Source organism: Klebsiella sp. GG_Kp146, from assembly GCF_040061975.1.
GTDB lineage: Bacteria > Pseudomonadota > Gammaproteobacteria > Enterobacterales > Enterobacteriaceae > Klebsiella > Klebsiella quasipneumoniae.
Genome location: NZ_JBEAHA010000004.1, coordinates 162,016 through 187,865, shown reverse-complemented (window position 1 = coordinate 187,865; position 25,850 = coordinate 162,016). Strand labels below are relative to the sequence as shown.

Below are 25,850 nucleotides of genomic sequence, written 5' to 3'. Positions count from 1 at the left end.
CCGTTGAACCCCTTATAATGTGGGGTTTTACTACCGTGGAGGTTTGCGTGCTGTCTGTTTCCACTGCGCTGGCCCGTTTATGTGACGGCCTGAGTGAGCCCTTTCCTGACTCACCCGGCACGCGAATTATCGATATTGACTTTCCGCTGAATGATGCCTTCGATCCGCTGCTATGGTGCGGCCAGCAGCCGCAGTGGCCGCAGTTCTACTGGCAGCAGCGCAATGGCGACGAGGAGCTGGCGGCGCTGGGGGCGGTAAAAAGCTTTCCCTCGCTCGACGCCGCAAACCGCTTTTTACACCAGGCCGGGCGGCAGGATCTGCGCATCTGCGGCCTGAATGCGTTTGCCCCGCAGCAGGGCCGGCTGGTGCTGCCGCGTCTGGAGTGGCGTCGGTGCGGCGGCAGGGCCGTGATGCGGCTGGTGCTGCACAGCGACCTCTCCCTGCGCGACGATGCCGTGACGGCGGGTGATTTTCTCGCCAGTCTGACCACCGCCCAGGCGACCCCTGGCGGCGTGCCGCCGCTGCTGAGCGAGCGCCACTCCTCCGATTATCCCCAGTGGCAGGCAATGATAGACCAGGCGACGCAGGCCATCGCCGCCGGCGACATGGATAAAGTGGTGCTGGCGCGGGCAACCGACCTGCAGTTTGCCGCCCCGCTGGATGCCGTGAGTATCATGGCCGCCAGCCGCAGCCGCAATCTTAACTGTTTTCATTTCCTGATGGCGTTCAATGCCCGGCAGGCGTTTTTCGGCTCCACGCCGGAGCGGCTGTGGCGCCGGCGCGGCGCGCTGCTGCGCACCGAAGCGCTGGCGGGCACCGTCGCTAATCATCAGGATGACGCGAAGGCGCAGCAGCTGGCCGACTGGTTGATGAAAGACGACAAAAATCAGCGGGAAAACATGCTGGTGGTGGAGGATATCTGCCAGCGCCTGCAGAGTGAGGCCTCGACGCTGGACGTTCTGCCGCCGCAGGTGGTGAGGCTGCGCAAGGTGCAGCATCTCCGACGCTGCATCTGGACCGAGCTGGCGGAGCCTGACGACAGCCGCTGCCTGCTGCAGCTCCAGCCCACCGCCGCGGTGGCCGGCCAGCCGCGGCGGGCGGCGCTGGCATTCATTCAGCGCCATGAACCTTTTTCCCGTGAATGGTACGCCGGCTCCGCCGGGTATCTGTCGCTGGCGCAAAGCGAGTTTTGCGTGGCGCTGCGTTCGGCGAAAGTGGACAACGACACTCTGCGACTGTATGCCGGGGCGGGGATCGTCAGCGGCTCCGATGCGCAGCAGGAGTGGCAGGAGATTGACAACAAAGCGGCCGGGCTGCGCTCGCTGCTGTGTCCATAAGACGGGAATGACGATGCATATCAAAACGCCGTCACTTTGCCTTATCTATACTTAGCATCAATATTTGATACCGGACAATTTCATGTCAGTAAGCGCATTTAACCGACGCTGGGCGGCGGTGATCCTGGAAGCTTTAACGCGCCACGGCGTGCAGCATATCTGCATTGCGCCGGGCTCGCGCTCGACACCCTTAACCCTGGCGGCGGCGGAAAACCGCGCCTTTATCCATCATACCCATTTTGACGAACGCGGCCTTGGCCACCTGGCGCTCGGTCTGGCGAAAGCCAGTCGTCAGCCGGTGGCGGTTATTGTGACCTCCGGGACCGCCACCGCGAACCTATATCCGGCGCTGATTGAGGCGGGGCTTACCGGGGAAAAGCTGATTCTCCTGACCGCTGACCGTCCGCCGGAGCTGATCGACTGCGGCGCCAATCAGGCGATTCGTCAGCCGGGGATGTTCGCCTCCCATCCGTCGCAGACGATTTCTCTGCCGCGTCCCTCGCAGGATATTTCCGCCCGCTGGCTGGTCTCGACCCTCGACCAGGCCTTGGGCGAGCTGCACGCCGGCGGGGTGCATATCAACTGCCCGTTCGCCGAACCGCTGTATGGCGATATGGATGATACCGGCGTGGAGTGGCAGCAGCAGCTCGGCAACTGGTGGCAGAGCGATAAACCCTGGTTACGTCAGGCGCTGAAGATGGAAAGTGAGAAACAGCGCGACTGGTTCTTCTGGCGGCAAAAGCGCGGCGTGGTCGTGGCGGGCAGAATGAGCGCCGCCGAAGGGAAAAAAGTGGCTGAGTGGGCGCAAACCCTCGGCTGGCCGCTGATCGGCGATGTCCTGTCGCAGACCGGGCAGCCGCTGCCGTGCGCTGACCTGTGGCTGGGCAACGGCAAAGCGGTGAGCGAGCTGGCGCAGGCGCAGATCGTGGTTCAGCTCGGCAGCAGCCTGACCGGCAAGCGGGTCCTGCAGTGGCAGGCCACCTGCGAGCCTGATGAATACTGGCTGGTGGATAATCTGCCCGGCCGTCTCGATCCGGCGCAGCACCGCGGCCGTCGTCTGCTCGCCAGCATTGACCGCTGGCTTGAGCTTCACCCGGCGGAGAAACGCCAGCCGTGGGCGACGGCTATTCCTGAACTGGCCCGACAGGCGTGGGAGGCGGCGGTCGCCAGCAACGAACCCTTTGGCGAAGCGCAGCTGGCGCAGCGAATTCGGCGCTATCTGCCGGAACAGGGGCAACTGTTTGTCGGCAACAGCCTGGTGGTGCGCCTGATCGACGCCCTGGCGCAGCTGCCGGCTGGCTACCCGGTTTACAGCAACCGCGGCGCCAGCGGCATTGATGGCTTGATCGCCACCGCCGCCGGCGTCCAGCGCGCCAGCGCCCGGCCAACCCTGGCTATCGTCGGCGATCTTTCGGCGCTGTACGATCTCAACTCGCTGGCCCTGCTGCGCCAGGCGTCGGCGCCGTTGGTGCTGATCGTGGTGAACAACAACGGCGGGCAGATTTTCTCCATGCTGCCGACGCCGCAGGACGAGCGGCGCCAGTTCTACTTAATGCCGCAGGACGTTGATTTCAGCCACGCGGCGGCGATGTTCGGCCTGGCCTATCATCGCCCGGCTGACTGGCAGGCGCTGGATGAGGCGCTGGCCGGCGCCTGGCGCAGGGCAGGGGCGACGGTGATTGAGCTGGCGGTCAATGAGACCGACGGCACGCAGACCCTCCAGCAGCTGCTGGCGCAGGTAAGTCGCCTGTGACCCTCAGCGCTGCAGTCGAACATGGCCAGCCGGGTTATCCCTGGCTGGTCTTTCTGCACGGTTTTTCCGGCGACCGCCATGAGTGGCGGGAAGTAGGCGACGCGTTTCGCGCCTGGCCGCGGCTGTATCTCGATCTGCCGGGCCACGGCGGCTCGGCGGATATCGCGGTGCAGGACTTTGCCGGGGTCAATATTCTACTGCAGGCTACGCTTAATAGTTACAACATACTTAACTACTGGCTGATCGGTTACTCGCTGGGGGGCCGGGTGGCGATGAACTTCGCCTGCCAGCCGCGCGCGGGCCTGCGCGGCCTCGTCGTTGAGGGCGGCCATCCGGGGCTGCAGGATGCCGAAGCGCGGCAGGCGCGGCGCAGCAACGACAGCGCCTGGGCGGAACGTTTTCGCAATCAGCCGTTGGCGCAGGTCTTTGCCGACTGGTATCAGCAGCCGGTCTTCGCTTCACTGGATGCCGGGCAGCGCGCGGCGCTGGTCGCCTTACGCAGCCGGAACAACGGCGCGACGCTGGCCGAGATGCTGCAGGCGACCTCCCTTGCCGGGCAGGCCGATCTGCGCGCGTCCCTGCAGGCGCGCGATTTCCCCTTTCACTACCTGTGCGGCGAGCGCGATGCGAAATTTCGCGCCATCGCGCAGGCGCTCGCGGCGGATCTCCATCTTATTCACCATGCCGGACACAACGCGCACCGGGACAACCCGGCGGCGGTGATTGCCTGTCTGGCGCAGATTCTGGCAAGTTAACTGAAGGACATTCTATGATCTCTCTTGATGAAGCAATGCTCTATGCCCCTGTTGAATGGCACGATTGTTCCGAAGGCTATACCGATATTCGCTATCACAAATCGGCCGACGGCATTGCCAAAATCACAATCAATCGCCCGCAGGTGCGCAACGCCTTCCGCCCGCTGACCGTCAAAGAGATGATCCAGGCGCTGGCGGATGCCCGTTATGACGACAATATCGGGGTGATTGTCCTGACCGGGGAAGGTGAGAAAGCCTTTTGCGCCGGCGGCGATCAGAAAGTCCGCGGCGATTACGGCGGCTATCAGGACGACTCCGGCGTGCATCATCTCAACGTACTCGACTTTCAGCGCCAGATCCGCACCTGCCCGAAACCGGTGGTAGCGATGGTGGCCGGCTACTCTATCGGCGGCGGCCACGTGCTGCACATGATGTGCGATCTGACCATCGCGGCGGAAAACGCCATCTTCGGTCAGACCGGGCCGAAAGTCGGCTCCTTCGACGGCGGCTGGGGCGCCTCCTATATGGCGCGCATCGTCGGGCAGAAAAAAGCGCGCGAAATCTGGTTCCTCTGCCGTCAGTATGACGCGCAGCAGGCGCTGGACATGGGGCTGGTGAACACCGTGGTGCCGCTGGCGGATCTGGAAAAAGAGACGGTGCGCTGGTGTCGTGAAATGCTGCAGAACAGCCCAATGGCGCTGCGCTGCCTGAAAGCGGCGCTGAACGCCGACTGCGACGGCCAGGCCGGTCTGCAGGAGCTGGCGGGCAACGCCACCATGCTGTTCTACATGACGGAAGAGGGACAGGAAGGCCGCAATGCCTTCAACCAGAAACGTCAGCCGGACTTCAGCAAATTTAAACGGAATCCCTAATGCGCGTTTCGCAGGTTTACCGCTGGCAGATACCGATGGACGCGGGCGTGGTGCTGCGAGAACGGCGGTTAAAAACCCGCGACGGGCTGTTCATCCACCTGCGGGAGGGTGAGCGGGAGGGCTGGGGGGAAATTTCTCCCCTGCCGGGATTCAGCGCAGAGACTCTGGCGGAGGCGCAGGCGGCGCTGCTGCCCTGGGCTCAGGCCTGGCGCGACGGCGCGGAGCCGGCGCTTCCTGCGCTGCCCTCTGTCGCGTTTGGCATCAGCTGCGCGCAGGCGGAGCTCAGCGGCGAGCTGCCGCAGGCCGCGGATTATCGCGCGGCGCCGCTCTGCTCCGGCGATCCGGATGAGCTGTTCGCCAGACTGGCGGCGATGCCCGGCGAGAAAGTCGCTAAGGTGAAAGTGGGGCTCTGGGAGGCGGTCCGCGACGGCATGGTGGTTAATCTGCTGCTGGAAGCCATCCCCGACCTGCAGCTGCGTCTGGATGCCAACCGGGCCTGGACGCCGCTGAAAGCGCAGCAGTTTGCGAAATATGTCGATCCGGCGTATCGCCAGCGCATTGCCTTTCTTGAGGAACCTTGTAAAACGCGGGAGGACTCGCGGGCCTTTAGTCGCGAAACCGGGATCGCTATCGCCTGGGATGAAAGCCTGCGCGAGGCGGATTTTCGCTTCGTCGCCGAGCCGGGCGTGCGCGCGGTGGTGATCAAGCCGACGCTAACCGGCAGTTTACACCGGGTTCAGCAGCAGGTCGCCGCGGCCCATGCGCTGGGGCTGAGCGCGGTGATCAGCTCGTCGATCGAGTCCAGCCTCGGGTTAACCCAGCTGGCGCGGGTTGCCGCCTGGCTGACGCCGCAGACCATCCCCGGACTGGACACCCTGTCGCTGATGGGCGCCCAGCTGGTGCGGGCGTGGCCGGAAAGCACCCTGCCGATGCTCAGCATCGATACGCTGGAGCCGCTGCTGTGACCTTTCGCGACTGGCCCTGGCGGCACTGGCGCCAGCGGCGCGGAGAGGCGCAGGCGCTGCGCCTGAATGACCAGCCGCTGACCTGGCGCGACCTGTGCGCCCGCGTTGACGCGCTGGCGGCCGGGTTTGCCGCGCAGGGCGTAACCGAAGGTCACGGGGTGGCGCTGCAGGCTTTTAACCAGCCGTCGACGCTGCTGGCCTGGCTGGCGCTGCTGCAGTGCGGCGCGCGGGTGCTGCCGCTGAATCCGCAGCTGCCGACGGCGTTGCTGCAGGAACTGCTGCCAGCGTTGACCGTCCAGCATCAGCTGGTGCTTAACGGCGATGCGCTGCCGGGGGATTTACCGGCGTTAACCCTGCAGGCGACAGCGGGAACCCATGCTGTGCCGTGGCGTGAGGATCGTTTCGCCTCAATGACGCTGACCTCGGGGTCGACCGGTTTGCCGAAGGCGGCGGTGCATCATGCCAGCGCCCATCTGGCCAGCGCCGCCGGCGTGCTGGCGCTGATGCCGTTTGCCGCAGAAGATGACTGGCTGCTGTCGCTGCCGCTGTTTCATGTCTCCGGCCAGGGGATTATGTGGCGCTGGCTGCTGGCCGGCGCGCGGCTGACGGTGCGCGATAAACAGCCGCTGGCGCAGATGCTGCAGGGCTGTACCCATGCTTCGCTGGTGCCGACTCAGCTGTGGCGCCTGCTGAATGACGATGCTGCGCTTTCCCTCAAGGCGGTGCTGCTCGGCGGCGCGGCGATCCCGGTCGAATTGACCGAGCGGGCGCGGGGGCAGGGGGTACGCACCTACTGCGGCTATGGCCTGACCGAATTCGCTTCCACCGTCTGCGCTAAAGAGGCCGACGGCGCGGCGGATGTGGGCGCGGCGTTGCCGGGGCGGGAGATGAAAATCGTTGCCGGCGAGGTCTGGCTGCGGGCGGCGAGCATGGCCGCGGGCTACTGGCGCGACGGTCAATTGTTGCCATTGACCAACGACGAAGGGTGGTTTGCCACCCGCGATCGCGGCGAGATCATCGATGGACGGCTTACTCTCCTCGGGCGCCTGGATAATCTCTTTTTCAGCGGTGGAGAAGGGATCCAGCCGGAGGAGGTGGAACGGATCATCGGGGCGCATCCGCAGATACAGCAGGCGTTTGTCGTGCCGCTGGACGATGCGGAATATGGCCAGCGTCCGGTAGCGGTGGTGGAATGCGATGACGGCTGCGAAATGAGCGTGCTGGCGGCATGGAGCGCGGAACGGCTGGCGCGTTTCCAGCAGCCGGTGCGTTGGCTGCGGCTGCCGGAAACGTTAAAGAACGGTGGGATTAAGATCTCGCGCCGGGCGCTGCGCGAATGGGTCAATTCGCCGGCTTAGCCGATATTGGCTTCGGCGCGACGCTGGCGCTGTTTACGCCGCAGACGCAGCAGCGGCGGCACCACCAGCACGGCGATAGCCAGCACCAGCAGCGTTTTGGTCACCCCGCTTTGCCACAGGATCGCCAGATTGCCGTTGCTGATCGACAGCGCGCGACGCAGGTTCTGCTCCAGCATCTCCCCCAGCACGAAGCCAAGGATCAGCGGCGACATCGGGAAGTGCATTTTGCGCATGATGTAGCCGAGCACCCCAAGCCCCACCATCAGCAGCAGGTCAAAAGTGGTGCTGTGTACCGCGTAGACGCCGACGGCGGAGACCGCGGCGATGGCCGGGACCAGAAACCACAGCGGAATGGTCAGCATACGGGTGAACAGGCCGATCAGCGGAATGTTCATGATAAGCAGCATCACGTTGGCGATCAGCAGGGCGGCAATCAGCCCCCAGACGATATCCGGCTGCTCGGTGAACATTGCCGGGCCGGGGGTGATGTTATACAGCGTCAGCGCGCCCATCATCACCGCGGTGGTGCCGGACCCCGGCACGCCGAGCGTCAGCATGGGAATAAAGGAACCGCAGGCGGAGGCGTTATTGGCCGCTTCCGGCGCCGCCACGCCGCGAATATCGCCCTTGCCGAAGTTATCGCTGTTACCGCTGAGTTTTTTCTCCGTCATGTAGGTAATGGCGCTGGCGATGGTCGCCCCGGCGCCGGGCAGAATGCCGACGAAGAAACCCACCACCGAAGAGCGCAGGGTCGCGCCGACGCACTGCGCGGCCTCTTTGGTGTTAAACAGCATCCGTCCGGTTTTCCGCACCAGCGTTTGTCCGCCGCTGGTGCTCTCCAGCATCAACAGGATCTCTGAAACCGAGAACAGGCCGATCACCACCACAATAAACTGTACGCCGTCCGAGAGATGGACGCTGTCGAAGGTGAAGCGGTAAACCCCGGTATTGGCGTCCACCCCTACCGTCGCCAGACCCAGGCCGATTAACGCCGCGAGGAACGACTTCAGCGGGTTCTGCGCCATCATGCTGCCAAGACAGGCGATGGCGAAGACCATCAGCGCGAAGTACTCCGCCGGACCGAACGCCAGCGACCACTGGGCGAGCAGCGGCGCGAACAAAATAATACCGCCGATGGCGATCATTGAGCCAAAGAAGGAACTGACGGCGGAAATCGACAACGCAACGCCGCCGCGACCCTGCTGGGCCATCGGATAGCCGTCGAGGGCGGTCATAATGGCGGCGGCATCGCCGGGCACGTTCAACAGAATTGATGAAATACGCCCGCCGTATTCGCAACCGATATAAACCGTCGCCAGCAGGATCAGCGCCGACTCCGCGGGTAAATGCAGGGCGAAAGCCAGCGGCAGCAGAATCGCCACGCCGTTGATAGGCCCCAGCCCCGGCAGGAGGCCGACGATAGTCCCGACAAAGCAGCCGATCAGGGCGATGAGCAGGTTCTCCGGCGTCATGGCGACGGCGAAGCCCTGCGAGAGATAGATCCAGGTATCCATAAACGCCTCCGTTAATTAAACCAGATGCCAAGGGGCAGGGTGACATCGAGCAGGGTGTCGAAGGCGTACCATAACGACACGCCCATCGCGACGCCGGCAATGCCCGCCGCCGGCAGCGTCGCGCCGAACAGCAGACCAATGATCGCCGTCAGCAGCGCGGTGGCCAGCGGAAAACCGAGCCATTCAAACCCCCAGGCGTAGACCACCAGCACCACGACCATGGTCAGCAGACGCTGCAGCACATGCCGTCCCGGCCACTCGACGGCGTCCGGGCGACGTAGCAACATTAACGCCGAGCACAGCAGCATCAGGCCGATGATCCCGAGCGGGAAGGGACGCGGGCCGACGGGTTCATAGGCGTATTCGCTGTGGATCTGCCAGGCGATAAACAGACCGCCAATACATAACAACAGCCACACTCCGGCAAAAATACGATCGCTCATTAGCGCCTCCGCGGATTATTTTGCCAGGCCAAAGGCTTTCGCCTGTTCACGATAGTCGTTGACCTGCTGCTTAACGTAGGTATCGAGCTCCTTGCCGTTCATGTTGAATTCAAACAGGCCGCGCAGTTCACGTTGCTTTTTGAACGCTTCGGTTTGCTGCAGTTTAGTGAATTCATCGACCCACCACTGGTACTCGGCGTCGCTGACTTTCGGGCCCATAAAGAAGCCGCGAATAATCGGCCAGACCAGGTCGTAGCCCTGCTCTTTAGCGGTGGGGACATCGGCGAGCGCGCCCGGCAGTCGTTCACTGGAGAAGACCGCCAGCACGCGGATTTTATTGCCCTGCAGATAGGGCACCATCTCGCTGAGATCGCCGGAGACCGCCTGCACATGGTTACCGAGCAGCGCGGTCACCGGCTCGCCGCCGCCCTCAAAGGCGACGTAGCGCATTTTATGCGGGTCGACGTTGGCTTTTTGCGCCAGCAGCGCCGCTTTCATCCAGTCCTGGCTGCCGATGGAGGCCCCGGCGCCAATCACGATACTGGAGGGATTTTTCTCCATCGCGGTCATAAACGACTTCAGATCTTTCCATGGCGAATCGGCGCGCACGGCGATCATGCCGTAGTCGGTGCCGACGCTCGCCAGCCAGCGCACGTCATCGACGCTGTAACGGCCGAATTTACCCTGCGACAGGTTCAGCAGCGAGCCGCCGGAGAAGGCGACGACGGTCCCCGGCTCTGCAGGGCGCTGGGCGACAATGGCGTTGTAGGCTACCGCGCCCACGCCGCCGGGCATATAGGTGACGCGCATCGGTTTCTCGATAGCGCCGGTTTCCATCAGGCTCACCTGAATCAGCTTACAGGTCAGGTCAAAGCCGCCGCCGGGTTTAGCGGGCGCGATACATTCGGTGCGGGACGGGGCCTCTGCGGCGAAGGCGGATGTGGTGCAAAGGCACAGCGCGATGGCGCTCAGATGGCGGAAAAATGGCGTTTTCATAGGCTTCCTCAGCAGGTACAGGGCAGGTTTTTTTGATTATGTGAACCGACATATGGCGATTCGGTTGCATGATTGTTAAAACAGTTACCTTTCATTTCCCTTTCAATGCAGCAGCAACGTTACAGGATGTGATATGCGTCTCTTATTAGCCGAGGATAATCGTGAGCTGGCTCACTGGCTGGAAAAAGCGCTGGTGCAGGGCGGTTTTGCCGTAGATTGCGTCGCTGACGGGCGTGCGGCCGACCATCTGCTGCAAAGCGAGCAATATGCGCTGGCGGTGCTGGATATCGGTATGCCGGGGTTCGATGGCCTTGAAGTGGTGCAGCGGCTGCGCAAGCGCGGGCAGACCCTGCCGGTGCTGTTGCTGACCGCCCGCAGCGCGGTAGCGGACCGGGTGAAGGGCTTAAATGCCGGCGCGGATGACTATTTACCTAAGCCCTTTGAGCTGGAAGAGCTCGACGCCCGCCTGCGGGCGCTGCTCCGGCGCAGCGAAGGGCAGGTGCATGAGGTGCAGCAGCTTGGCGAGCTGGCGTATTGTGACGAAGGCTATTTTTTACTCCGCGGCCAGATGTTGTCTCTGACGCCGCGCGAGCTGGCGCTATTGAAGGTGCTGATGTTTCGCCGCACTCGCCCGGTTTCCCGTCAGCAGCTGTTCGAACAGGTGTTCAGCCTCAGCGATGACGTCAGTCCGGAAAGCATCGAACTCTACATTCACCGTCTGCGCAAGAAACTTCAGGCGAGCAATGTGCGTATAACCACCCTGCGCGGTTTAGGCTATCTGCTTGAGTGCGAGCGCCATGAGATGGAGTAAGCCGCAATCGCTCTATGCCCAACTGTTGCTGTTTCTCGGCCTGCCGCTGGTCCTGCTGTGGGGACTCTCCGCGTTTAACAGCTACGTCAGCGCGCTGCAGGCGGCGACGCAAGCCTACGATCGTACCCTGCTGTCGTCGGCGCGGACGGTGGCCGAGCAGCTGGTGGTTCGCCGAGGGCAACTGGAGGTGAATGTGCCCTGGGTGGTGCTGGACAGCTTCGAGCTCAATATGAACGATCGTCTCTATTACAAGGTGCTCGACCCGCAGGGGAAGGTCATTTCCGGCTATGACGATCTGCCCGCGATGCCGCCCTCCACCTCGCGAACTCAGCTCTATCCGGCGCTGGCGTGGTTTTATCACACCGAATATCGCGGTCAGGCAATCCGCGTGGCGCGCCTGCTGCAGCCCATCAACGAAGGCGGCATCGTTGGCATGGCGGAGATATATATTGCCGAAACGCTGCAGTCCCGCCGCTGGCTGGCCGGACAATTACTCTTCTCATCCTGGGTGTCGCAGGGGTTACTGGTCCTGTTGACGCTGGTGCTGGCAGCCTGGCTGCTGCGCCGCGTGCTGCGGCCCATGCGTCAGCTCTCCGCGCTGATGGTGCGCCGTGAACCCGGTCTGCTGACGCCGCTGCCGGAGCTGCTGCCCTGGTCGGAAACGCGGCTGCTGATTGTCGCGTTCAACCGCTACATCGACCGTCTGCGGGTGATGATCTCCCGCCAGGAGCGCTTCAGCGCCGATGCGTCCCATCAGCTGAAAACACCGCTGGCGGTGCTGAAAACGCAGGCTTCGGTAGCCCTGGCCAGCGACGATCCGCAACTGTGGCGCGAAAGTCTGCAGGCGATGCGCGCCACGCTGGACGATACGGTCTTGTTAACGGAGCGGTTGCTGCAGCTGGCGACGGTAAAACAGCGGGAGCAGGCGTTTGCGGTGATTAACTTGCCGGAGATTGTGCGCAACAGCTGCTTTTCACGTATCGCGCAAGCGCGGAGCAAACATATCGATCTTGGCTACGAGGGCGAGCAGTCGGCGGTATATGTGGCAGGCGATAGCGTTCTGCTGGGGGAGCTGTGCGCTAACCTGCTCGACAATGCCATTCGCTATACCCCGGAATATGGAACGGTCACGCTTAGCCTGCATCGCGATGGCGACGCCGTGTTGCTCAGCGTGGAAGACAGCGGTCCGGGAATTGACGACCACCAGGTACACCAGGCGCTGATGCCGTTTCGCCGCCTCGATAACGCGGGCGCGATTCCCGGCGCCGGGCTGGGCCTGGCGCTGGTTAACGATATTGCACGTTTGCATCGTAGCCACCTGCAGCTTTCGCGCAGCGAAAGCCTGGGCGGACTGAAGGCGACGCTGCGCCTGCTGACCGTGGCGTCAGAGTAGCCCCTTCATGCTCAGGGTGAGGCGGGTGGCGGCATTGAGATCGTAGTTTTTAAGCTCATCCGCTTTCACCCAGGCGTAATCGTCAAACTCCTCGTTGATCGTTACGTCGCGATTGGCGCTAACGCAGTCGAAGATCAGATAGATCATATAGATCGTTTCCTGGCGACCATCGGGATAGGTTTTCACGCGGGTATCATCGCGGAAGCTCCATGGCGTGATACGGGTCAACTGCAGTTTTTCGCCAAGCTCCTCGCGGACTTCGCGTCGCAGCGCCTCTTCAATACTTTCCCCCGGCTCCACGCCGCCGCCGGCCAGCGCCCACTGTCCGGGAAAAACCCCGCGGTCGGCAGCCATCTTGCACAACAGGTAATGGCCATCATTTTGGATTAGCGGGCAAACAATCGTCCTTTGACGCATGATTTTTCTCCTTCGCAGTAAGTCGGGCCGGGTATCGAGGAAACAGTTTGCGAGGCGCCTCGGCAAACCGCAAGGGAAATACGGCGCTGGCTTTACAGAGTGATAAGTTAAGCGAAAATTATCGTATGGAGAGCCACCATGGAAAGGACCACCCATTCCCCACATGACGCCGTGTTTAAACACCTCCTGTCGCATCGGGCGACGGCGCGGGATTTTCTGGACATTCACCTTCCTGAACATTTGCGAGAATTATGCAATCTGCAAACGCTGCAGTTGGAGTCCGGAAGTTTTATCGATGAAGACCTGCGCGCCAGCCATTCCGATATTCTTTACTCGCTGCAAACCCAGGCGGGGGACGGATATATCTATCTGCTTATCGAACATCAAAGCTCTGCGGACCGTCATATGGCATTTCGCCTGATGCGTTATGCGATAGCAGCGATGCAGCGCCATCTCGATAAAGGACATACGCAACTGCCATTGGTGATCCCGCTGCTTTTTTATCATGGGCAAGTCTCGCCCTGGCCGTATCCCATGTGCTGGCTGGAAGGATTTGCTCATCCGCAAACCGCGCGGCAAGTATACAATCAGGATTTTCACTTAATCGATATCACGGTGCTTCCTGACGATACAATAATGCAGCACCGACGGGTCGCGATGCTTGAGTTGCTGCAAAAGCATATCCGGCAACGCGATATGATGGAACTGCAGGAGCAACTAGCCAGCCTGTTGGCGCTGGGATACACTAGCCGCAGACAGCTCAGGACGCTGCTTCACTATTTATTGCAGGCAGGAAATGCCGCCGATCCGGTCGCCTTTTTACGTAATCTTGCGCAAAATGTCCCCAGACGGCTGCATAAGGAGACGCTAATGAACATTGCCCAGTTTCTGGAACAACGCGGCCATCAGCAGGGCCTTGAGCAGGGCCTGCAGCAAGGTCTTGAACAGGGAGAACAATTGGCTGCGCAACGTATTGCCCAGGCGATGCTGGAAAACGGGCTTGATCTGGCGCTGGTGGCGAAGCTGACGGGGCTTGCGCCGGAGCGCCTGGCCCTGCTCGCCCATTAATTTTTCTGCTTCCTTCAAACAGCCTGCGCAATGGCGATTGCGCAGGTAAATATAGATTTATTCAATCAATACAACCTAATTAAATATAATTCTACTGAATATGAATGCGGTGAAATTTACATTCTTTCGCAAATGCGCGGCGGTATTGCTGTAAAAAGACGCAACTGGTTACACTCTTGTGAAAAATCATTTCGCCAGGTCATTGATTCCTGACGAGTGCGCAGTAGAATTTTCAGGTTTTTTCGGGACTTCTTTGATTTTAATTTTCTGGATAGAGTAAATAATGAAAAAAAGCATTTTTATGGCGCTGGCTGGCGTCATGCTGGTCTCTTCGGCGGCCCATGCGATCAGCGTTACCGGCGAAGCAGGCGAGCATTACACCAACCTTGGGGTCGGCTTCGGCACCGAGTCCACCGGTCTGGCTGTTTCGGGTAACTGGCTGCACAGCGATAACGACGGCGACGCCGCGGGTTTAGGCCTGGGCCTGAATATTCCGCTGGGGCCGTTCCTGGCGACCGTGGGCGGTAAAGGGGTATACACCAACCCGAAACAGGGTGATGAAGGTTATGCGGCCGCGGTCGGCGGCGGCCTGCAGTGGAAAATCGGCGACAGCTTCCGTCTGTATGGCGACTACTACTACTCTCCAGATTCCCTCTCCAGCGGCATTGACAGCTATCAGGAAGCCAACGTCGGCGCCAGCTGGACCATTATGCGTCCGCTCAGCATCCAGGCAGGCTATCGCTATCTGAACCTGGCGGGCAAAGATGGCAACCGCGATAACACCATCGCCGACGGCCCGTACATCGGCGCCAGCGCCAGCTTCTAATCTCCTCCGGCGCGGTCTCCTCTTGCCGCGCCAGATTTTCCTCCTCGTCAGCCTCCCGCTTTGCGTTATAGTATTTGCCACCTGGCAGGCAAGGAGTGAGCAATGTTGAATGTGGAAATGCTGTCCACTGGCGATGAAGTGTTGCATGGTCAAATCGTTGACACCAATGCAGCATGGCTGGCGGATTTCTTTTTTAATCAGGGTTTACCATTAACGCGCCGTAATACCGTCGGCGACGATCTCGATGCGCTGGTGGCGATTCTGCGCGAACGCAGCGAACAGGCGGATGTGCTGATCGTCAATGGCGGCCTCGGCCCAACCAGCGACGACCTGAGCGCGCTGGCCGCGGCCACCGCGAAAGGCGAAGGACTTATTTTGCATCCGGAGTGGCTGGAAACCATGACCCGCTTCTTTGCTGAACGCGGGCGGCCGATGGCGGAAAGCAACCGTAAGCAGGCGGAAATCCCCGCCAGCGCCGAGATGATCAATAACCCGGTGGGCACGGCCTGCGGCTTTGCCATCCAGCTCAATCGCTGCCTGATGTTTTTCACCCCCGGCGTTCCCTCTGAATTCAAAGTGATGGTCGAGCAGGAGATTTTACCGCGCCTGCGCCAGCGCTTTACGCTGCCGGAACCGCCGGTATGCCTGCGGCTGACCACTTTTGGCCGCTCGGAAAGCGAGCTGGCGCAAAACCTCAATCCGCTGACGTTACCGCCTGGCGTGGTGATGGGCTACCGCTCGTCGATGCCGATCATTGAGCTGAAGCTGACCGGACCGGCTGAGCAGCGTGACGCCATGCTGGCCCTGTGGCCGGAAGTGCGTAAAGTGGCTGGCGACAGCCTGATTTTCGAAGGCACTGAAGGGTTACCGGCGCAGATTGCACGCTGCCTGCAGGAGCGGCAGCTGAGCCTGACGCTCAGCGAGCAGTTTACCGGCGGTCTGCTGGCGCTCCAGCTGTCCCGCGCCGGCGCGCCGCTGCTGGCCAGCGAAGTGGTCCCGGCGCAGGAGGAGACGCTGGCGCAGGCGGCCCGCTGGGCGGCCGAGCGGCGCATTAACCATTTTGCCGGCCTGGCCCTGGCGGTGAGCGGCCAGGAAAACGATCATCTTAACGTGGCCCTGGCCACCCCCGACGGCACCTTCGCGCTGCGGGTGAAGTTTAGCGTCACCCGCCACAGCCTGGCGGTACGCCAGGAAGTCTGCGCCATGATGGCATTAAACCTGCTGCGTCGCTGGCTGAATGGCCAACCGCTGGCCAGTGAACATGGCTGGATTAACGTGGTGGATTCCCTCTCAATGTAAGTCGTTTCCCGGCGCGCGGGCTTCTCCCGGGCGCCGGTTGTCCAGCCTGTTGTACTCTCCTGAAAAAATTCTGTGCGTTAAGTCGCAATTTTCCGCTGCGAACGGTCCAGCATACGGGAAAGCGATTGCCCCGCGATGTCGCTCACACTTTACCGCCCGGACAACCGCAACACTGATTCCAGTATTCAGGATTGGAGTCCAGTATGTTGGAATCAACGAAAGTCCCGGCGCTGACCCGCGCGATTGAGATCCTTAATTTAATTGGCCGCATCGGACCCTGCAGCGCGGCGACGATAATAGCGGAGCTGGGGATCCCGAAAAGCACGGTTTATCTGCTGCTGGGCGAGCTGAAAAAGCAGCGCTTCATCAGTATGGATAATCAGGATAACTACTGCCTGTGGACCAAACTGGTGGAGCTGGCCGGGCAGGCGCTAAGCAAAATGGACCTGCGCGAGCTGGCGCGGCCGCGCCTGACCCGCCTGATGGATGAGTGCGGCCTGCTCTGCCATCTGGGCATTATCGATCACGGTAACGCCTACTACATTCTGAAAATTGAATCACCCGCCACCATTAGCGTGCGTTCGCACGAAGGAAAGAGCCTGTCGCTTTACCGCTCCGGGATCGGCAAATGTTTGCTGGCCTGGCAGCCCGCCGGGGTTCAGGCATCGATTATCGATGAACTGCAGTGGGAGCGGGCTACGCCAACGACCATCAGCAATGCTCAACAGCTGCGGGAGGAGCTGGGGCGGATCCGCGCCCGGGGGTGGAGCTTTGATAATGGCGAGGACTATCCGGACGTGCGCTGCGTGGCCGCCCCGGTTTTTAACGCCAATAACGACCTGACCGCCGCCATCTCGGTGGTGGGCACCCGTCTGCAAATCAATGAAGACAATCGCGATTACCTTGCCGGTAAGGCGATTGCCTGCGCGAAAGATATTTCACGACTGCTGGGGTGGAAAAGCCCCTTTGAACAACTCGCCTCATCATAAGGAGAACGCCATGACCCTACCGAAAATTAAACACGTCCGCGCCTGGTTTACCGGCGGCGCCACCGCAGAGCAGGGCGCCGGCGGCGGCGATTACCACGATCAGGGGGCTAACCACTGGATTGACGATCATATCGCCACCCCGATGAGCAAATACAAACAGTATGAGCAGTCCCGCCAGTCGTTTGGCATCAACGTGCTGGGCACGCTGATTGTGGAAGTGGAAGCCGACAACGGGCAGACCGGCTTTGCCGTGTCGACGGCCGGAGAGATGGGCTGCTTTATCGTGGAAAAACATCTCAACCGCTTTATCGAAGGCAAATGCGTCAGCGATATCAAACTGATCCACGACCAGATGCTCAACGCCACCCTTTACTACGCAGGATCCGGCGGTCTGGTGATGAACACTATCTCCTGTGTCGACCTCGCGCTGTGGGATCTGTTCGGGAAAGTGGTTGGCCTGCCGGTCTACAAACTGCTGGGCGGAGCGGTGCGTGACGAAATCCAGTTCTATGCCACCGGCGCCCGTCCGGATCTGGCGCAGGAGATGGGCTTTATCGGCGGCAAAATGCCCACCCACTGGGGGCCGCACGATGGCGACGCCGGGATCCGCAAAGACGTCGCCATGGTGGCGGACATGCGCGAAAAATGCGGCCCGGATTTCTGGTTAATGCTGGACTGCTGGATGAGCCAGGACGTTAACTATGCCACCAAACTTGCCCATGCCTGCGCCCCTTACAACCTCAAGTGGATCGAGGAGTGCCTGCCGCCGCAGCAGTATGAAGGTTATCGCGAGCTGAAGCGCCAGGCGCCGGCCGGGATGATGGTGACCAGCGGCGAGCACCACGGCACCCTGCAGTCCTTCCGCACCCTGTCGGAGACCGGAATCGATATTATGCAGCCCGACGTCGGCTGGTGCGGCGGCTTAACCACGCTGGTGGAGATAGCGGCTATTGCTAAAGCGCGCGGGCAGCTGGTGGTGCCGCACGGCTCGTCGGTTTACTCACATCATGCGGTGATCACTTTCACCAACACGCCGTTCAGCGAGTTTCTGATGACCAGTCCTGACTGCGCCACGCTGCGTCCGCAGTTCGACCCGATCCTGCTCGGCGAGCCGGTGCCGGAGAGGGGGCGCATTCATAAATCGGTACTGGATAAACCCGGCTTTGGCGTCGAGCTCAATCGCGACTGCAACCTGAAACGTCCTTATCAACACTGATCCCCCGGGCCGCCCGGCGGCCCACGCCTGAGGATATTATGATGAGCAACACTCTGCTGGAGAGCGTGGTGAAGAAAAACCGCGCCCGCTTAATCCCCTTTATGCTGGCGCTGTACGTGCTGGCGTTTCTTGACCGTTCGAATATCGGTTTCGCCAAAGAGACCTACCAGCTGGACACTGGCCTCAGCAACGAAGCCTATGCGCTGGGGGCGGGGATTTTCTTTGTGGTCTATGCCTTTCTTGGGGTGCCGGCCAACCTGCTGATGCGCAAATTTGGCGCCAGAAAATGGATCGGCTGCACCACGCTGCTGTGGGGCGTGCTGTCGGCGGCGATGGCGTGGGCGGATACGGAAGCGAAATTCCTGCTGGTACGTACCCTGCTGGGCGCGGCGGAGGCGGGCTTCTTCCCCGGCATGATCTACCTCACGTCTCAGTGGTTTCCCCAGCAAAACCGCGCCAGCATTATGGGGCTTTTTTATATGGGGGCGCCGCTGGCGCTGACCCTCGGTTCGCCTTTATCCGGCGCGCTGCTGGAGATGCATGGGTTTATGGGCCATCCCGGCTGGTTCTGGATGTTTGTGATTGAAGGCCTGCTCGCCGTCGCCGCAGGAGCGTTCACCTTCTTCTGGCTGGACGATTCGCCGCAGCATGCCCGCTTCCTGAGCGCGGCGGAGAAACAGGCGCTGATAAGCGAGCTGGCGCGAGAGGAGGAGAAAAAGGTCACCTCGCGTCTGTCCGATGCGCTGCGTAACGGGCGGGTCTGGCAGCTGGCGCTGATCTACATGACCATTCAGGTGGCGGTCTATGGCCTGATTTTCTTCCTGCCCACTCAGGTCGCCGCGCTGTTGGGCACCAAAGTCGGCTTCATTGCCTCGGTGGTGACGGCTATTCCATGGGTGGCGGCGCTGTTCGGTACCTGGCTTATCCCTCGCTACTCCGATCGTACCGGCGAGCGGCGCAATATTGCCGCGCTGACGCTGCTGGCGGCAGCGGTCGGGATTGCGGTTTCCGGGCTGGTGGCGCCGGTGCTGGCTATCATCGCGCTGTGCGTGGCGGCGGTTGGGGTGATTGCCGTGCAGCCGGTCTTCTGGACGATGCCGACGCAGCTGCTCTCCGGCACGGCGCTGGCCGCCGGGATTGGCTTCGTTAACCTGTTTGGCGCCATCGGCGGCTTTCTGGCGCCGATCGTTCGCGTGCAGGCCGAAACGCTGTTCGCCAGCAGCGCCGCTGGACTGTTAACCCTGGCCGGCGTGGCCATCATCGGGGTGATCATCATCTTCTCATTAAGCCTCACCCGCGCGGTTCCTCAGCGCGGCGGCGTACAGCATTGATTAAAGGAATCGCTATGAACGCACTGTTATCAAACCCCTTCAAACGTGGATTATTACGCGGTGAGACGCAAATAGGCCTGTGGCTGAGCTCGACCTCCTCCTATCTGGCGGAGATTGCCGCCACTTCAGGATATGACTGGCTGCTGATCGACGGCGAGCATGCCCCGAACACTATTCAGGACCTTTATCATCAGCTCCAGGCCATCGCCCCTTATGCCAGTCAGCCGGTGATCCGTCCGGTGGAGGGCAGCCGCAGCCTGATAAAACAGGTGCTGGATATTGGTGCCAGAACGTTGCTGGTGCCGATGGTCGATACCGCCGAGCAGGCGCGGGAAGTCGTCTCGGCAACCCGTTATCCTCCCGTCGGTAGCCGCGGCGTTGGCGCCGGCGTGGCCCGGGCGGCGCGCTGGGGCAGAGTGGAGAATTATATGGCGGAGGCGAATGACGAACTCTGTCTGCTGATTCAGGTGGAGAGCCGAACCGCGCTGGAAAATCTGGACGCTATCCTCGAGGTGGAGGGCATTGACGGGGTGTTTATCGGGCCGGCGGATCTCTCCGCTTCGCTGGGACACCCGGACGATGCGGGCCATCCTGACGTGCAGCGGGTGATTGAGCAGAGCATCCGGCGCATTCGCGCGGCGGGAAAAGCGGCCGGATTTCTGGCGGTCGACCCGGCGATGGCGGATAAATGTCTCGCCTGGGGGGCCAATTTCGTCGCCGTCGGGGTCGATACCATGCTGTACACCCAGGCGCTGGACCGCCGGCTGGCAATGTTTAAATCCGCCAGCGCTCAGCCGCAGGAGAAAGCGAGCTATTGACGGCGCAGGCTGGCGCCGGACTCAGGCGAGCGCCTGCGCCAGCACCGTCAGCGGATGTTCGCAGCCTTTGCTGGTGGACATTTCTATCTGCCATTTACAGGTCTCGCAGTCGGTGACGACGATGTCGGCGCCGCTCTCCTCAATCTGACGGAACAGCGGGGCGCCGATAGCCTGGGATACCGCGTAATTCTCAGTCTTAAACCCGTAGGTGCCGGCGATGCCGCAGCACTGCGAATCCAGCACTTCCAGCTGCAGGCCAGGGATCAGCCGCAGCAGTTCGAGGGTATACAGCGACCAGCCCATTTTCTCCATATGGCACGGCGTGTGATAGACCACCTTCAGCGGCAGCGGGCGCAGCGGCAGCGTTTTGCCACTATCCAGTTGTTTCCAGATCCAGCGAGTGGCCAGCTCCACCCGGTCGCGGAGATCGCTGTTGTCGACATCAAGGAGGTGCGGGTATTCATCGCGCAGCGTAAAGGTGCAGGTCGAGGAGGTGGCGATGATCGGCAGCGCGTTTTCCCGCATCGCGGCGACGTTGCTCTGCGCCTGCTTACGCGCTTTGTCAAAAAAGCCGTTGGCGATCAGCGGCACGCCGCAGCATTTTTCCCGTGATAACAACTGCACGCCGGTGCCCAGCGCATTGACGACGCGAATCAGATCCTTGCCCAACTGCGGGTGGTTATAGTTGACGTAGCAACCATGAAAGAAGGCCACCTGCTCAGGGTACTGCGCCTGTCTGGCCGCGAGCTGGCGGAAAGCGCGGCGGAAGGTGCCGAAGCCATATTTTGGCAGCGTGCGGCGATGATCGATATTGAGCGCCGCGTCGAGCAGGCGGCGTACCGGTTTTAAGCCGGTGGTGGCGTTTACCAGTGGGGCAAAGGGGGTGGAAAGGGTGCCCATCAGGTCGGTATGGCTGAGAATGGCGTCGCGCAGGGTCGGTTTTTGCTGGCCATACTGTGCCCGGGCGCGTTGAATGATATCGCCAATTTTCACATCCGACGGGCAGGCGACCTCACAGCGCTTGCAGTTAATGCAGTACTTGAGCGCCTCATCGTACAGCGCGCCATCCTTCAGGCGCAGGCGTTCGCCGTCCGGCCCCGCCTGTTTCGGCCCGGGATAGCGCGGATTGACCCGGCTTACCGGACAGGTAGTGGTACAGACCGTGCACTTAATGCAGCTTTCAAAACGGGTATCGTTCATGGTCGGCCTCCGGCGAGGGCGTGGATCTGTCTGGCGGCGTGCAGTGCGGTGACGGCGCAGACCCCGCCGCCGCAGCCGAGCTGAATGGCATCGAACCCGCCGAGCAGCGAACCGATGGCGAAAAGATTGCTGAACGGCTGCCCGCCCAGCATGGGGCGCAGCAGGGCATCGGTTTTCACCCCGAAGCGCTGCCACGGCTGGGAGGCAAAGAAGTCGCGCTGGTACCAGTCGTCGCGCGGCAGGGTCTGCTGTAGATCGAGACCGAGAATGGGTTCGCGCACGCTATCCCGCGTGGCGACAAGACCGTTACTGAAAAAGCTGCCGCTGGCCAGCACGGTAAAACGCGGACGCAGCGCAATATCGCTGTGATTTCGCGTCCAGACGGCCTCGACGGCGCCCTGTCGATGGCTGATGTTCACCACTTCATCGCCGGCAAGCCAGGTGCCGCCGCCGCGAACAAACTGCCGCTGCAGCAAACTGTGCAGGCGCATCCCGGGAACCGAAGGCGGCAGCGTCGGCAGCAGACGCAGCGGGCAGGGCAGGCGCGCCTGCAGCCAGTGGTACAGGCGATCGTCGGCGAGGCCAAAGCAGGCGGGCATGATTAGCAGCTCATGCTGCTGCGCCAGCGGCAGCAGCGCCGCATGCAGGGCAGGCCAGTGGTTTTCATCGTCGAGGAGGCGGGCGATATTGGCGGCGCGAAACTCGGTGGGGTTGTCACGTAAAACATCCAGCAGCGGTAACTCGATTTCCGCCGCTACGGCGGTGACGCCGGTTTGCCCGAGCGCGGCGGCGGCGAGATGCGGCTGAAAATCGGCAAAGCCGCTGATCCCCACCAGACAGACCCCCTGTCGGGGGAGTGGCGCGACAGGAACCTCCTGCGGCGATAGCCACGCCGCGCGCAGCGTCCCCAGCGGCGTTACCCGCCGGTGCGGGCGGTGCGCGTCGCCCTGCATCACCGCGCCGCAGGCGGCCAGCAGGGCTTCAGTTTGTTTTGCGTATTCGAGCACCGCCCCGGCGCCGAGCCGGGAATAAGGGTGCTCAGGAAGCAGTTCAGCGAGCTGCTGCAGACCTTGCGCGAGGTCAGTGACGTTATCGCCGTTCGGCAGCGCCGAGAGCAGATCTAACGACGCGGAGGAAAAATGCAACGCGCTTTGCCCGCGGCTGATGATAACGCTGCGCAGGCCGGACTGATTCAGCGTCAGGCCGCACAGCAGGCCGGCCAGTCCGCCGCCGATAATCGCGCAGTCAAATTTCATCCTGATGCTCCTGTGGTAGTCCGCACAGGCCGAGGTAGACCCAGCGGGTGAATTCGCTTTCGCGCAGCGCGTCGCCCCAGGCGATGGGCTGCACGCCCTTCCAGCGCTCATTGAGAAACGCCGACAGCTGGGTCAACGACTGCGCGGGGGTGGTGACGTTAAAGCGCTGCAGCAGACCGGCGGCGCGGCAGGCGCAGAGTTCCCCCTGGCAGGTCCCCATGCCAATCCGGGTACGGCGGCGCAGGTCGAGCAGGGTGTGGACCGCCAGATTTTCCACCGCGTATTTCACTTCACCAGCGGTGACGGCTTCGCATTCGCAGACCAGACTACGGTGCTGGCGGCTGTCGCCAAGCCAGGCCGGCGTGCGATCGCCATGGCGGTAGACAGCAGAGCCGCGCAGCGGGCCCGGCAGGGAGATAATTTTTCGCAGGGTGCTTTCCGTCGGCTCCTGCGACCCGGGGAGCGGGCTCTCGGCCGTGGAACAGGGGGTGGTGTTGCCCAGCTTACGACAGACGGCGTCGGTGGCCCACTCGGCCATCAGGCGATAGGTCATCAGCTTGCCGCCGGTGATGGTAATGAAGCCTTCCATGCCGTCGCGCTGAGCATGGTCGAGCAGGACGATGCCGCGGCTGACGCTGCGTCCGCTGGGATCGTTGTCGCTGGCCACCAGCGGGCGCACGCCGGAGTAGGCGCGGAGGATCCGGGTGCGGCCCATGACCGGCGCCAGCTTTTCACCTTCGCGCAGCAGGGTTTCGACTTCCGTGGTCGTTACCCGGTTGTCGTCAATTTCGTCATAAGGAATATGCATCGAGGTGGTGCCGATCAGCGAGATGGTATCCCCGGGCACCAGAATATCGGCATCGGCTGGCTTACGGCAGCGGTTGATCACCAGGTTGTTAATCCGGTGGTCAAGGATCAACAGCGATCCCTTCGCCGGGAACATGGTGATGCGCAGGTCGGCATATTCCGCAATGCGCTGCCCCCAGATCCCGGCGGCATTGACCACTACCCCGGCGTACAGAGCGCGGGTCTGCTGAAGCTGACGATCGTATACCTGGACGCCACAGACGCGGTCGCCCTGGCGCAGCAGGCCTGTCACTTCGCAGCCGGTGAGGATCTGCGCGCCGTGTTCGCGGGCGTCGAGCATATTGGCCGCGGTGAGGCGAAACGGGTCAATGGTGCCATCCGGGACCTGCACCGCCCCCAGCAGCGTCGGGTTGACGGCGGGCTCGCGGCGCAGCGCCTCCTGCGCAGAAAGCGGCGTGGCCTCTATGCCAGCCTGCTGGCAGGCGGCGATAAAGGTCTGCTGCCAGGCCAGATCGTCTTCAGGCAGGGTAATGAACAGACCGCCGGCCGGTTCGATACAGTGACGGGCGATGCGGCGCAGGATGCGGTTCTCATTGATGCATTCGCGGGCGGATTCGTTGTCGGTCACCGCATAGCGGGCGCCGCTGTGCAACAGCCCATGATTACGGCCGGTGGCCCCGGTGGCGATATCATGGCGCTCAATGAGCACTGTGCGTAATCCGCGTCGGGCGCAGTCGCGGGCGATGCCGGCGCCGGTTGCTCCGCCGCCGATGATGATGACCTCGCTATCAAGACGTCCCGTCATCTTCAGCTCCTCTGCTTTCGTTTACCGCCATTTAGCCACAATCAATAAGGTTATTGTTTGATTTCGAGCATATTCGCGCGTTATTTGAGCGCGTTATGTGATTTTGTGCTCACATTGGAACCTTTTGTCATATTTCTGTAACAAATTGTGCGATGTTTCACAGTATCAGCTCTACGTATTGCCTACCATCGCGGCCAGATTCGAAGTTGGTGATTAATCTGGGATTGTTGTCGTGACGTCAGTAAAAAACAGCAAGGGCCACGGAGGCTGATATGTTAAGTATTTTTAAACCCGCCGCGCATAAAGCGCGTTTGCCAGCCGCGGAGATCGACCCGCTCTATCGTCGGTTACGCTGGCAGATTTTTATCGGCATCTTCTTTGGTTATGCCGCTTACTATCTGGTTCGTAAGAACTTTGCCCTGGCGATGCCCTATCTTATCGAGCAAGGTTTCTCTCGCGGCGATCTCGGTTTCGCCCTTTCCGGCATCTCCATTGCCTACGGATTTTCGAAATTCATCATGGGATCGGTCTCTGACCGTTCGAATCCGCGCATTTTCCTGCCGGCGGGGCTGATCCTCGCCGCGCTGGTGATGCTGGTGATGGGCTTCGTACCGTGGGCCACCTCGAGCATCATGATCATGTTCGTGCTGCTGTTCCTCTGCGGCTGGTTCCAGGGGATGGGCTGGCCGCCGTGCGGCCGTACCATGGTCCACTGGTGGTCGCAGAAAGAGCGCGGCGGAATTGTTTCAGTGTGGAACTGCGCGCATAACGTCGGCGGGGGGATTCCGCCGCTGCTGTTCCTGTTGGGTATGGCCTGGTTTAACGACTGGCACGCGGCGCTCTATATGCCGGCTTTCGGCGCTATTCTGCTGGCGATTTTCGCCTTCGCGATGATGCGCGATACGCCGCAATCCTGCGGCCTGCCGCCGATCGAAGAGTATAAAAACGACTACCCGGACGATTACAGCGAAGAGCATGAACAAGAGCTGACGGCGAAGCAGATCTTTATGCAGTACATTCTACCGAACAAGCTGCTGTGGTACATCGCGGTCGCCAACGTCTTCGTTTACCTGCTCCGCTACGGCATTCTCGACTGGTCGCCGACCTACCTGAAAGAGGTGAAGCACTTCGCGCTGGATAAGTCCTCCTGGGCCTACTTCCTGTACGAGTACGCGGGGATCCCGGGCACCCTGCTGTGCGGCTGGATGTCGGATAAAGTGTTTAAAGGCAACCGCGGCGCCACCGGCGTGTTCTTTATGACCCTGGTCACCATCGCGACCGTCGTGTACTGGCTGAACCCGCCGGGTAACCCGGGCGTCGATATGGCCTGTATGATTATTATCGGCTTCCTGATCTACGGCCCGGTGATGCTGATTGGCCTGCATGCGCTGGAGCTGGCGCCGAAGAAAGCCGCCGGCACCGCCGCAGGCTTCACCGGCCTGTTCGGTTACCTCGGCGGTTCCGTGGCCGCGAGCGCCATCGTCGGCTACACCGTCGATTTCTTCGGCTGGGACGGCGGCTTTATGGTGATGATCGGCGGCAGCGTGCTGGCGGTTGTCCTGCTGGTTATCGTGATGCTCGGTGAACGCCGCCATCATCAACAGCTGAAGCAAGCCTAAGG

At 61.6% G+C, this 25,850-nt stretch carries 23 protein-coding genes; 16 read left to right on the top strand and 7 right to left on the bottom strand.

Translation table 11 applies throughout. The annotated features are described in order from the left end of the window. Positions 1–47 precede the first annotated feature (47 nt). The 6 genes from menF (at position 48) to menE (ending at position 7,040) form a co-directional block, all read left to right on the top strand. Positions 48–1,337, top strand: a complete 1,290-nt coding sequence (gene menF, locus ABLU95_RS06855) for an isochorismate synthase MenF (RefSeq protein WP_348879107.1) — start codon at positions 48–50, stop codon at positions 1,335–1,337. A gap of 82 nt (positions 1,338–1,419) precedes the next feature. Then, a complete protein-coding gene (menD, locus tag ABLU95_RS06850) occupies positions 1,420–3,090 on the top strand; it encodes a 2-succinyl-5-enolpyruvyl-6-hydroxy-3-cyclohexene-1-carboxylic-acid synthase (RefSeq protein WP_348879105.1) in 1,671 nt (556 codons plus the stop codon). After that, complete coding sequence (gene menH / locus ABLU95_RS06845; protein WP_086075468.1) at positions 3,087–3,845, top strand: 2-succinyl-6-hydroxy-2,4-cyclohexadiene-1-carboxylate synthase; 759 nt, start codon at positions 3,087–3,089, stop codon at positions 3,843–3,845. The genes menD and menH overlap by 4 nt, the downstream gene beginning before the upstream one ends. Positions 3,846–3,859: 14 nt before the next feature. Next, the gene (menB, locus tag ABLU95_RS06840) at positions 3,860–4,717 is read left to right on the top strand and encodes a 1,4-dihydroxy-2-naphthoyl-CoA synthase (RefSeq protein ID WP_004201730.1); all 858 of its coding nucleotides are present in this window, start codon (positions 3,860–3,862) and stop codon (positions 4,715–4,717) included. Then, positions 4,717–5,682, top strand: coding sequence for an o-succinylbenzoate synthase (gene menC, locus ABLU95_RS06835; protein ID WP_044524259.1), 966 nt, complete (start codon positions 4,717–4,719; stop codon positions 5,680–5,682). The genes menB and menC overlap by 1 nt, the downstream gene beginning before the upstream one ends. Then, positions 5,679–7,040, top strand: a complete 1,362-nt coding sequence (menE, locus tag ABLU95_RS06830) for an o-succinylbenzoate--CoA ligase (protein ID WP_080901568.1) — start codon at positions 5,679–5,681, stop codon at positions 7,038–7,040. The genes menC and menE overlap by 4 nt, the downstream gene beginning before the upstream one ends. On the opposite strand, the gene ABLU95_RS06825 is transcribed toward menE, so the two are convergent. From ABLU95_RS06825 to ABLU95_RS06815, 3 genes are read right to left on the bottom strand one after another with little or no spacing between them, the layout of a single operon-like run. Beyond that, positions 7,037–8,554: a tripartite tricarboxylate transporter permease gene (locus ABLU95_RS06825; protein WP_023290502.1), complete on the bottom strand. Its 1,518-nt coding sequence runs from the start codon at positions 8,552–8,554 to the stop codon at positions 7,037–7,039. The two genes, menE and ABLU95_RS06825, sit on opposite strands and share 4 nt — an antisense overlap. Before the next feature lie 11 nt (positions 8,555–8,565). Continuing rightward, positions 8,566–8,997: a tripartite tricarboxylate transporter TctB family protein gene (locus ABLU95_RS06820; RefSeq protein ID WP_023290501.1), complete on the bottom strand. Its 432-nt coding sequence runs from the start codon at positions 8,995–8,997 to the stop codon at positions 8,566–8,568. A gap of 15 nt (positions 8,998–9,012) precedes the next feature. Next, positions 9,013–9,993: a tripartite tricarboxylate transporter substrate binding protein gene (locus ABLU95_RS06815; RefSeq protein WP_023290500.1), complete on the bottom strand. Its 981-nt coding sequence runs from the start codon at positions 9,991–9,993 to the stop codon at positions 9,013–9,015. A gap of 133 nt (positions 9,994–10,126) precedes the next feature. Between ABLU95_RS06815 and tctD the strand changes: the two genes are divergently transcribed. Then, entirely contained in the window at positions 10,127–10,804 is a 678-nt protein-coding gene (gene tctD, locus ABLU95_RS06810) for a transcriptional regulator TctD (RefSeq protein ID WP_032453566.1), read from the top strand. Further along, positions 10,791–12,197, top strand: coding sequence for a sensor histidine kinase (locus ABLU95_RS06805; RefSeq protein WP_348879103.1), 1,407 nt, complete (start codon positions 10,791–10,793; stop codon positions 12,195–12,197). Before tctD ends, ABLU95_RS06805 begins: the two co-directional genes overlap by 14 nt. Here ABLU95_RS06805 and nudI read toward each other — a convergent pair. After that, positions 12,189–12,614 carry a nucleoside triphosphatase NudI gene (gene nudI, locus ABLU95_RS06800; protein WP_032453564.1) on the bottom strand — a complete coding sequence of 142 codons (426 nt, stop codon included), beginning with the start codon at positions 12,612–12,614 and terminating at the stop codon, positions 12,189–12,191. The genes ABLU95_RS06805 and nudI overlap by 9 nt on opposite strands. A 138-nt stretch (positions 12,615–12,752) precedes the next feature. On the opposite strand from nudI, the gene ABLU95_RS06795 reads away from it, so the two are divergent. From ABLU95_RS06795 to yfaU, 7 genes are all read left to right on the top strand, one after another. Then, positions 12,753–13,682 (top strand): Rpn family recombination-promoting nuclease/putative transposase, encoded by a 930-nt coding sequence (locus ABLU95_RS06795; protein ID WP_032453563.1) that lies wholly within the window; start codon positions 12,753–12,755, stop codon positions 13,680–13,682. 283 nt (positions 13,683–13,965) lie between these two features. After that, complete coding sequence (locus ABLU95_RS06790; RefSeq protein WP_004201712.1) at positions 13,966–14,508, top strand: YfaZ family outer membrane protein; 543 nt, start codon at positions 13,966–13,968, stop codon at positions 14,506–14,508. Between the two features lie 102 nt (positions 14,509–14,610). Next, on the top strand, positions 14,611–15,807 hold the full coding sequence (locus ABLU95_RS06785; RefSeq protein ID WP_044524253.1) for a nicotinamide mononucleotide deamidase-related protein YfaY: 1,197 nt from the start codon (positions 14,611–14,613) through the stop codon (positions 15,805–15,807). A gap of 203 nt (positions 15,808–16,010) precedes the next feature. Next, positions 16,011–16,796: an IclR family transcriptional regulator gene (locus tag ABLU95_RS06780; protein WP_023290494.1), complete on the top strand. Its 786-nt coding sequence runs from the start codon at positions 16,011–16,013 to the stop codon at positions 16,794–16,796. A 10-nt stretch (positions 16,797–16,806) separates the two neighbouring features. Beyond that, entirely contained in the window at positions 16,807–18,012 is a 1,206-nt protein-coding gene (gene rhmD / locus ABLU95_RS06775; RefSeq protein WP_017899291.1) for an L-rhamnonate dehydratase, read from the top strand. A gap of 41 nt (positions 18,013–18,053) precedes the next feature. Beyond that, positions 18,054–19,343, top strand: a complete 1,290-nt coding sequence (locus tag ABLU95_RS06770) for an MFS transporter (RefSeq protein ID WP_032453561.1) — start codon at positions 18,054–18,056, stop codon at positions 19,341–19,343. Positions 19,344–19,357: 14 nt separating this feature from the next. Next, a complete protein-coding gene (yfaU, locus tag ABLU95_RS06765) occupies positions 19,358–20,161 on the top strand; it encodes a 2-keto-3-deoxy-L-rhamnonate aldolase (protein ID WP_086075462.1) in 804 nt (267 codons plus the stop codon). A 21-nt stretch (positions 20,162–20,182) separates the two neighbouring features. On the opposite strand, the gene glpC is transcribed toward yfaU, so the two are convergent. From glpC to glpA, 3 genes are read right to left on the bottom strand one after another with little or no spacing between them, the layout of a single operon-like run. Further along, complete coding sequence (gene glpC, locus ABLU95_RS06760) at positions 20,183–21,361, bottom strand: anaerobic glycerol-3-phosphate dehydrogenase subunit GlpC (protein ID WP_087849530.1); 1,179 nt, start codon at positions 21,359–21,361, stop codon at positions 20,183–20,185. Continuing rightward, positions 21,358–22,617, bottom strand: coding sequence for a glycerol-3-phosphate dehydrogenase subunit GlpB (gene glpB, locus ABLU95_RS06755; RefSeq protein ID WP_348879101.1), 1,260 nt, complete (start codon positions 22,615–22,617; stop codon positions 21,358–21,360). The genes glpC and glpB overlap by 4 nt, the downstream gene beginning before the upstream one ends. Further along, on the bottom strand, positions 22,607–24,229 hold the full coding sequence (gene glpA / locus ABLU95_RS06750) for an anaerobic glycerol-3-phosphate dehydrogenase subunit A (RefSeq protein WP_348879099.1): 1,623 nt from the start codon (positions 24,227–24,229) through the stop codon (positions 22,607–22,609). Before glpA ends, glpB begins: the two co-directional genes overlap by 11 nt. 272 nt (positions 24,230–24,501) lie before the next feature. Between glpA and glpT the strand changes: the two genes are divergently transcribed. Further along, the gene (glpT, locus tag ABLU95_RS06745; protein ID WP_023290488.1) at positions 24,502–25,848 is read left to right on the top strand and encodes a glycerol-3-phosphate transporter; all 1,347 of its coding nucleotides are present in this window, start codon (positions 24,502–24,504) and stop codon (positions 25,846–25,848) included. Positions 25,849–25,850: the final 2 nt, after the last annotated feature.

What these genes read in the sequence shown, in the direction of transcription:
- ABLU95_RS06815 (WP_023290500.1), bottom strand. Translation starts at nt 9,993, where the DNA reads ATGAAAACGCCATTTTTCCGCCATCTGAGCGCCATCGCGCTGTGCCTT.
- glpA (WP_348879099.1), bottom strand. Translation starts at nt 24,229, where the DNA reads ATGACGGGACGTCTTGATAGCGAGGTCATCATCATCGGCGGCGGAGCA.
- ABLU95_RS06770 (WP_032453561.1), top strand. Translation starts at nt 18,054, where the DNA reads ATGAGCAACACTCTGCTGGAGAGCGTGGTGAAGAAAAACCGCGCCCGC.
- ABLU95_RS06820 (WP_023290501.1), bottom strand. Translation starts at nt 8,997, where the DNA reads ATGAGCGATCGTATTTTTGCCGGAGTGTGGCTGTTGTTATGTATTGGC.
- glpB (WP_348879101.1), bottom strand. Translation starts at nt 22,617, where the DNA reads ATGAAATTTGACTGCGCGATTATCGGCGGCGGACTGGCCGGCCTGCTG.
- yfaU (WP_086075462.1), top strand. Translation starts at nt 19,358, where the DNA reads ATGAACGCACTGTTATCAAACCCCTTCAAACGTGGATTATTACGCGGT.
- ABLU95_RS06805 (WP_348879103.1), top strand. Translation starts at nt 10,791, where the DNA reads ATGAGATGGAGTAAGCCGCAATCGCTCTATGCCCAACTGTTGCTGTTT.
- glpC (WP_087849530.1), bottom strand. Translation starts at nt 21,361, where the DNA reads ATGAACGATACCCGTTTTGAAAGCTGCATTAAGTGCACGGTCTGTACC.
- menD (WP_348879105.1), top strand. Translation starts at nt 1,420, where the DNA reads ATGTCAGTAAGCGCATTTAACCGACGCTGGGCGGCGGTGATCCTGGAA.
- rhmD (WP_017899291.1), top strand. Translation starts at nt 16,807, where the DNA reads ATGACCCTACCGAAAATTAAACACGTCCGCGCCTGGTTTACCGGCGGC.
- nudI (WP_032453564.1), bottom strand. Translation starts at nt 12,614, where the DNA reads ATGCGTCAAAGGACGATTGTTTGCCCGCTAATCCAAAATGATGGCCAT.
- tctD (WP_032453566.1), top strand. Translation starts at nt 10,127, where the DNA reads ATGCGTCTCTTATTAGCCGAGGATAATCGTGAGCTGGCTCACTGGCTG.
- menC (WP_044524259.1), top strand. Translation starts at nt 4,717, where the DNA reads ATGCGCGTTTCGCAGGTTTACCGCTGGCAGATACCGATGGACGCGGGC.
- ABLU95_RS06825 (WP_023290502.1), bottom strand. Translation starts at nt 8,554, where the DNA reads ATGGATACCTGGATCTATCTCTCGCAGGGCTTCGCCGTCGCCATGACG.
- glpT (WP_023290488.1), top strand. Translation starts at nt 24,502, where the DNA reads ATGTTAAGTATTTTTAAACCCGCCGCGCATAAAGCGCGTTTGCCAGCC.
- ABLU95_RS06795 (WP_032453563.1), top strand. Translation starts at nt 12,753, where the DNA reads ATGGAAAGGACCACCCATTCCCCACATGACGCCGTGTTTAAACACCTC.
- ABLU95_RS06780 (WP_023290494.1), top strand. Translation starts at nt 16,011, where the DNA reads ATGTTGGAATCAACGAAAGTCCCGGCGCTGACCCGCGCGATTGAGATC.
- ABLU95_RS06790 (WP_004201712.1), top strand. Translation starts at nt 13,966, where the DNA reads ATGAAAAAAAGCATTTTTATGGCGCTGGCTGGCGTCATGCTGGTCTCT.
- menB (WP_004201730.1), top strand. Translation starts at nt 3,860, where the DNA reads ATGATCTCTCTTGATGAAGCAATGCTCTATGCCCCTGTTGAATGGCAC.
- ABLU95_RS06785 (WP_044524253.1), top strand. Translation starts at nt 14,611, where the DNA reads ATGTTGAATGTGGAAATGCTGTCCACTGGCGATGAAGTGTTGCATGGT.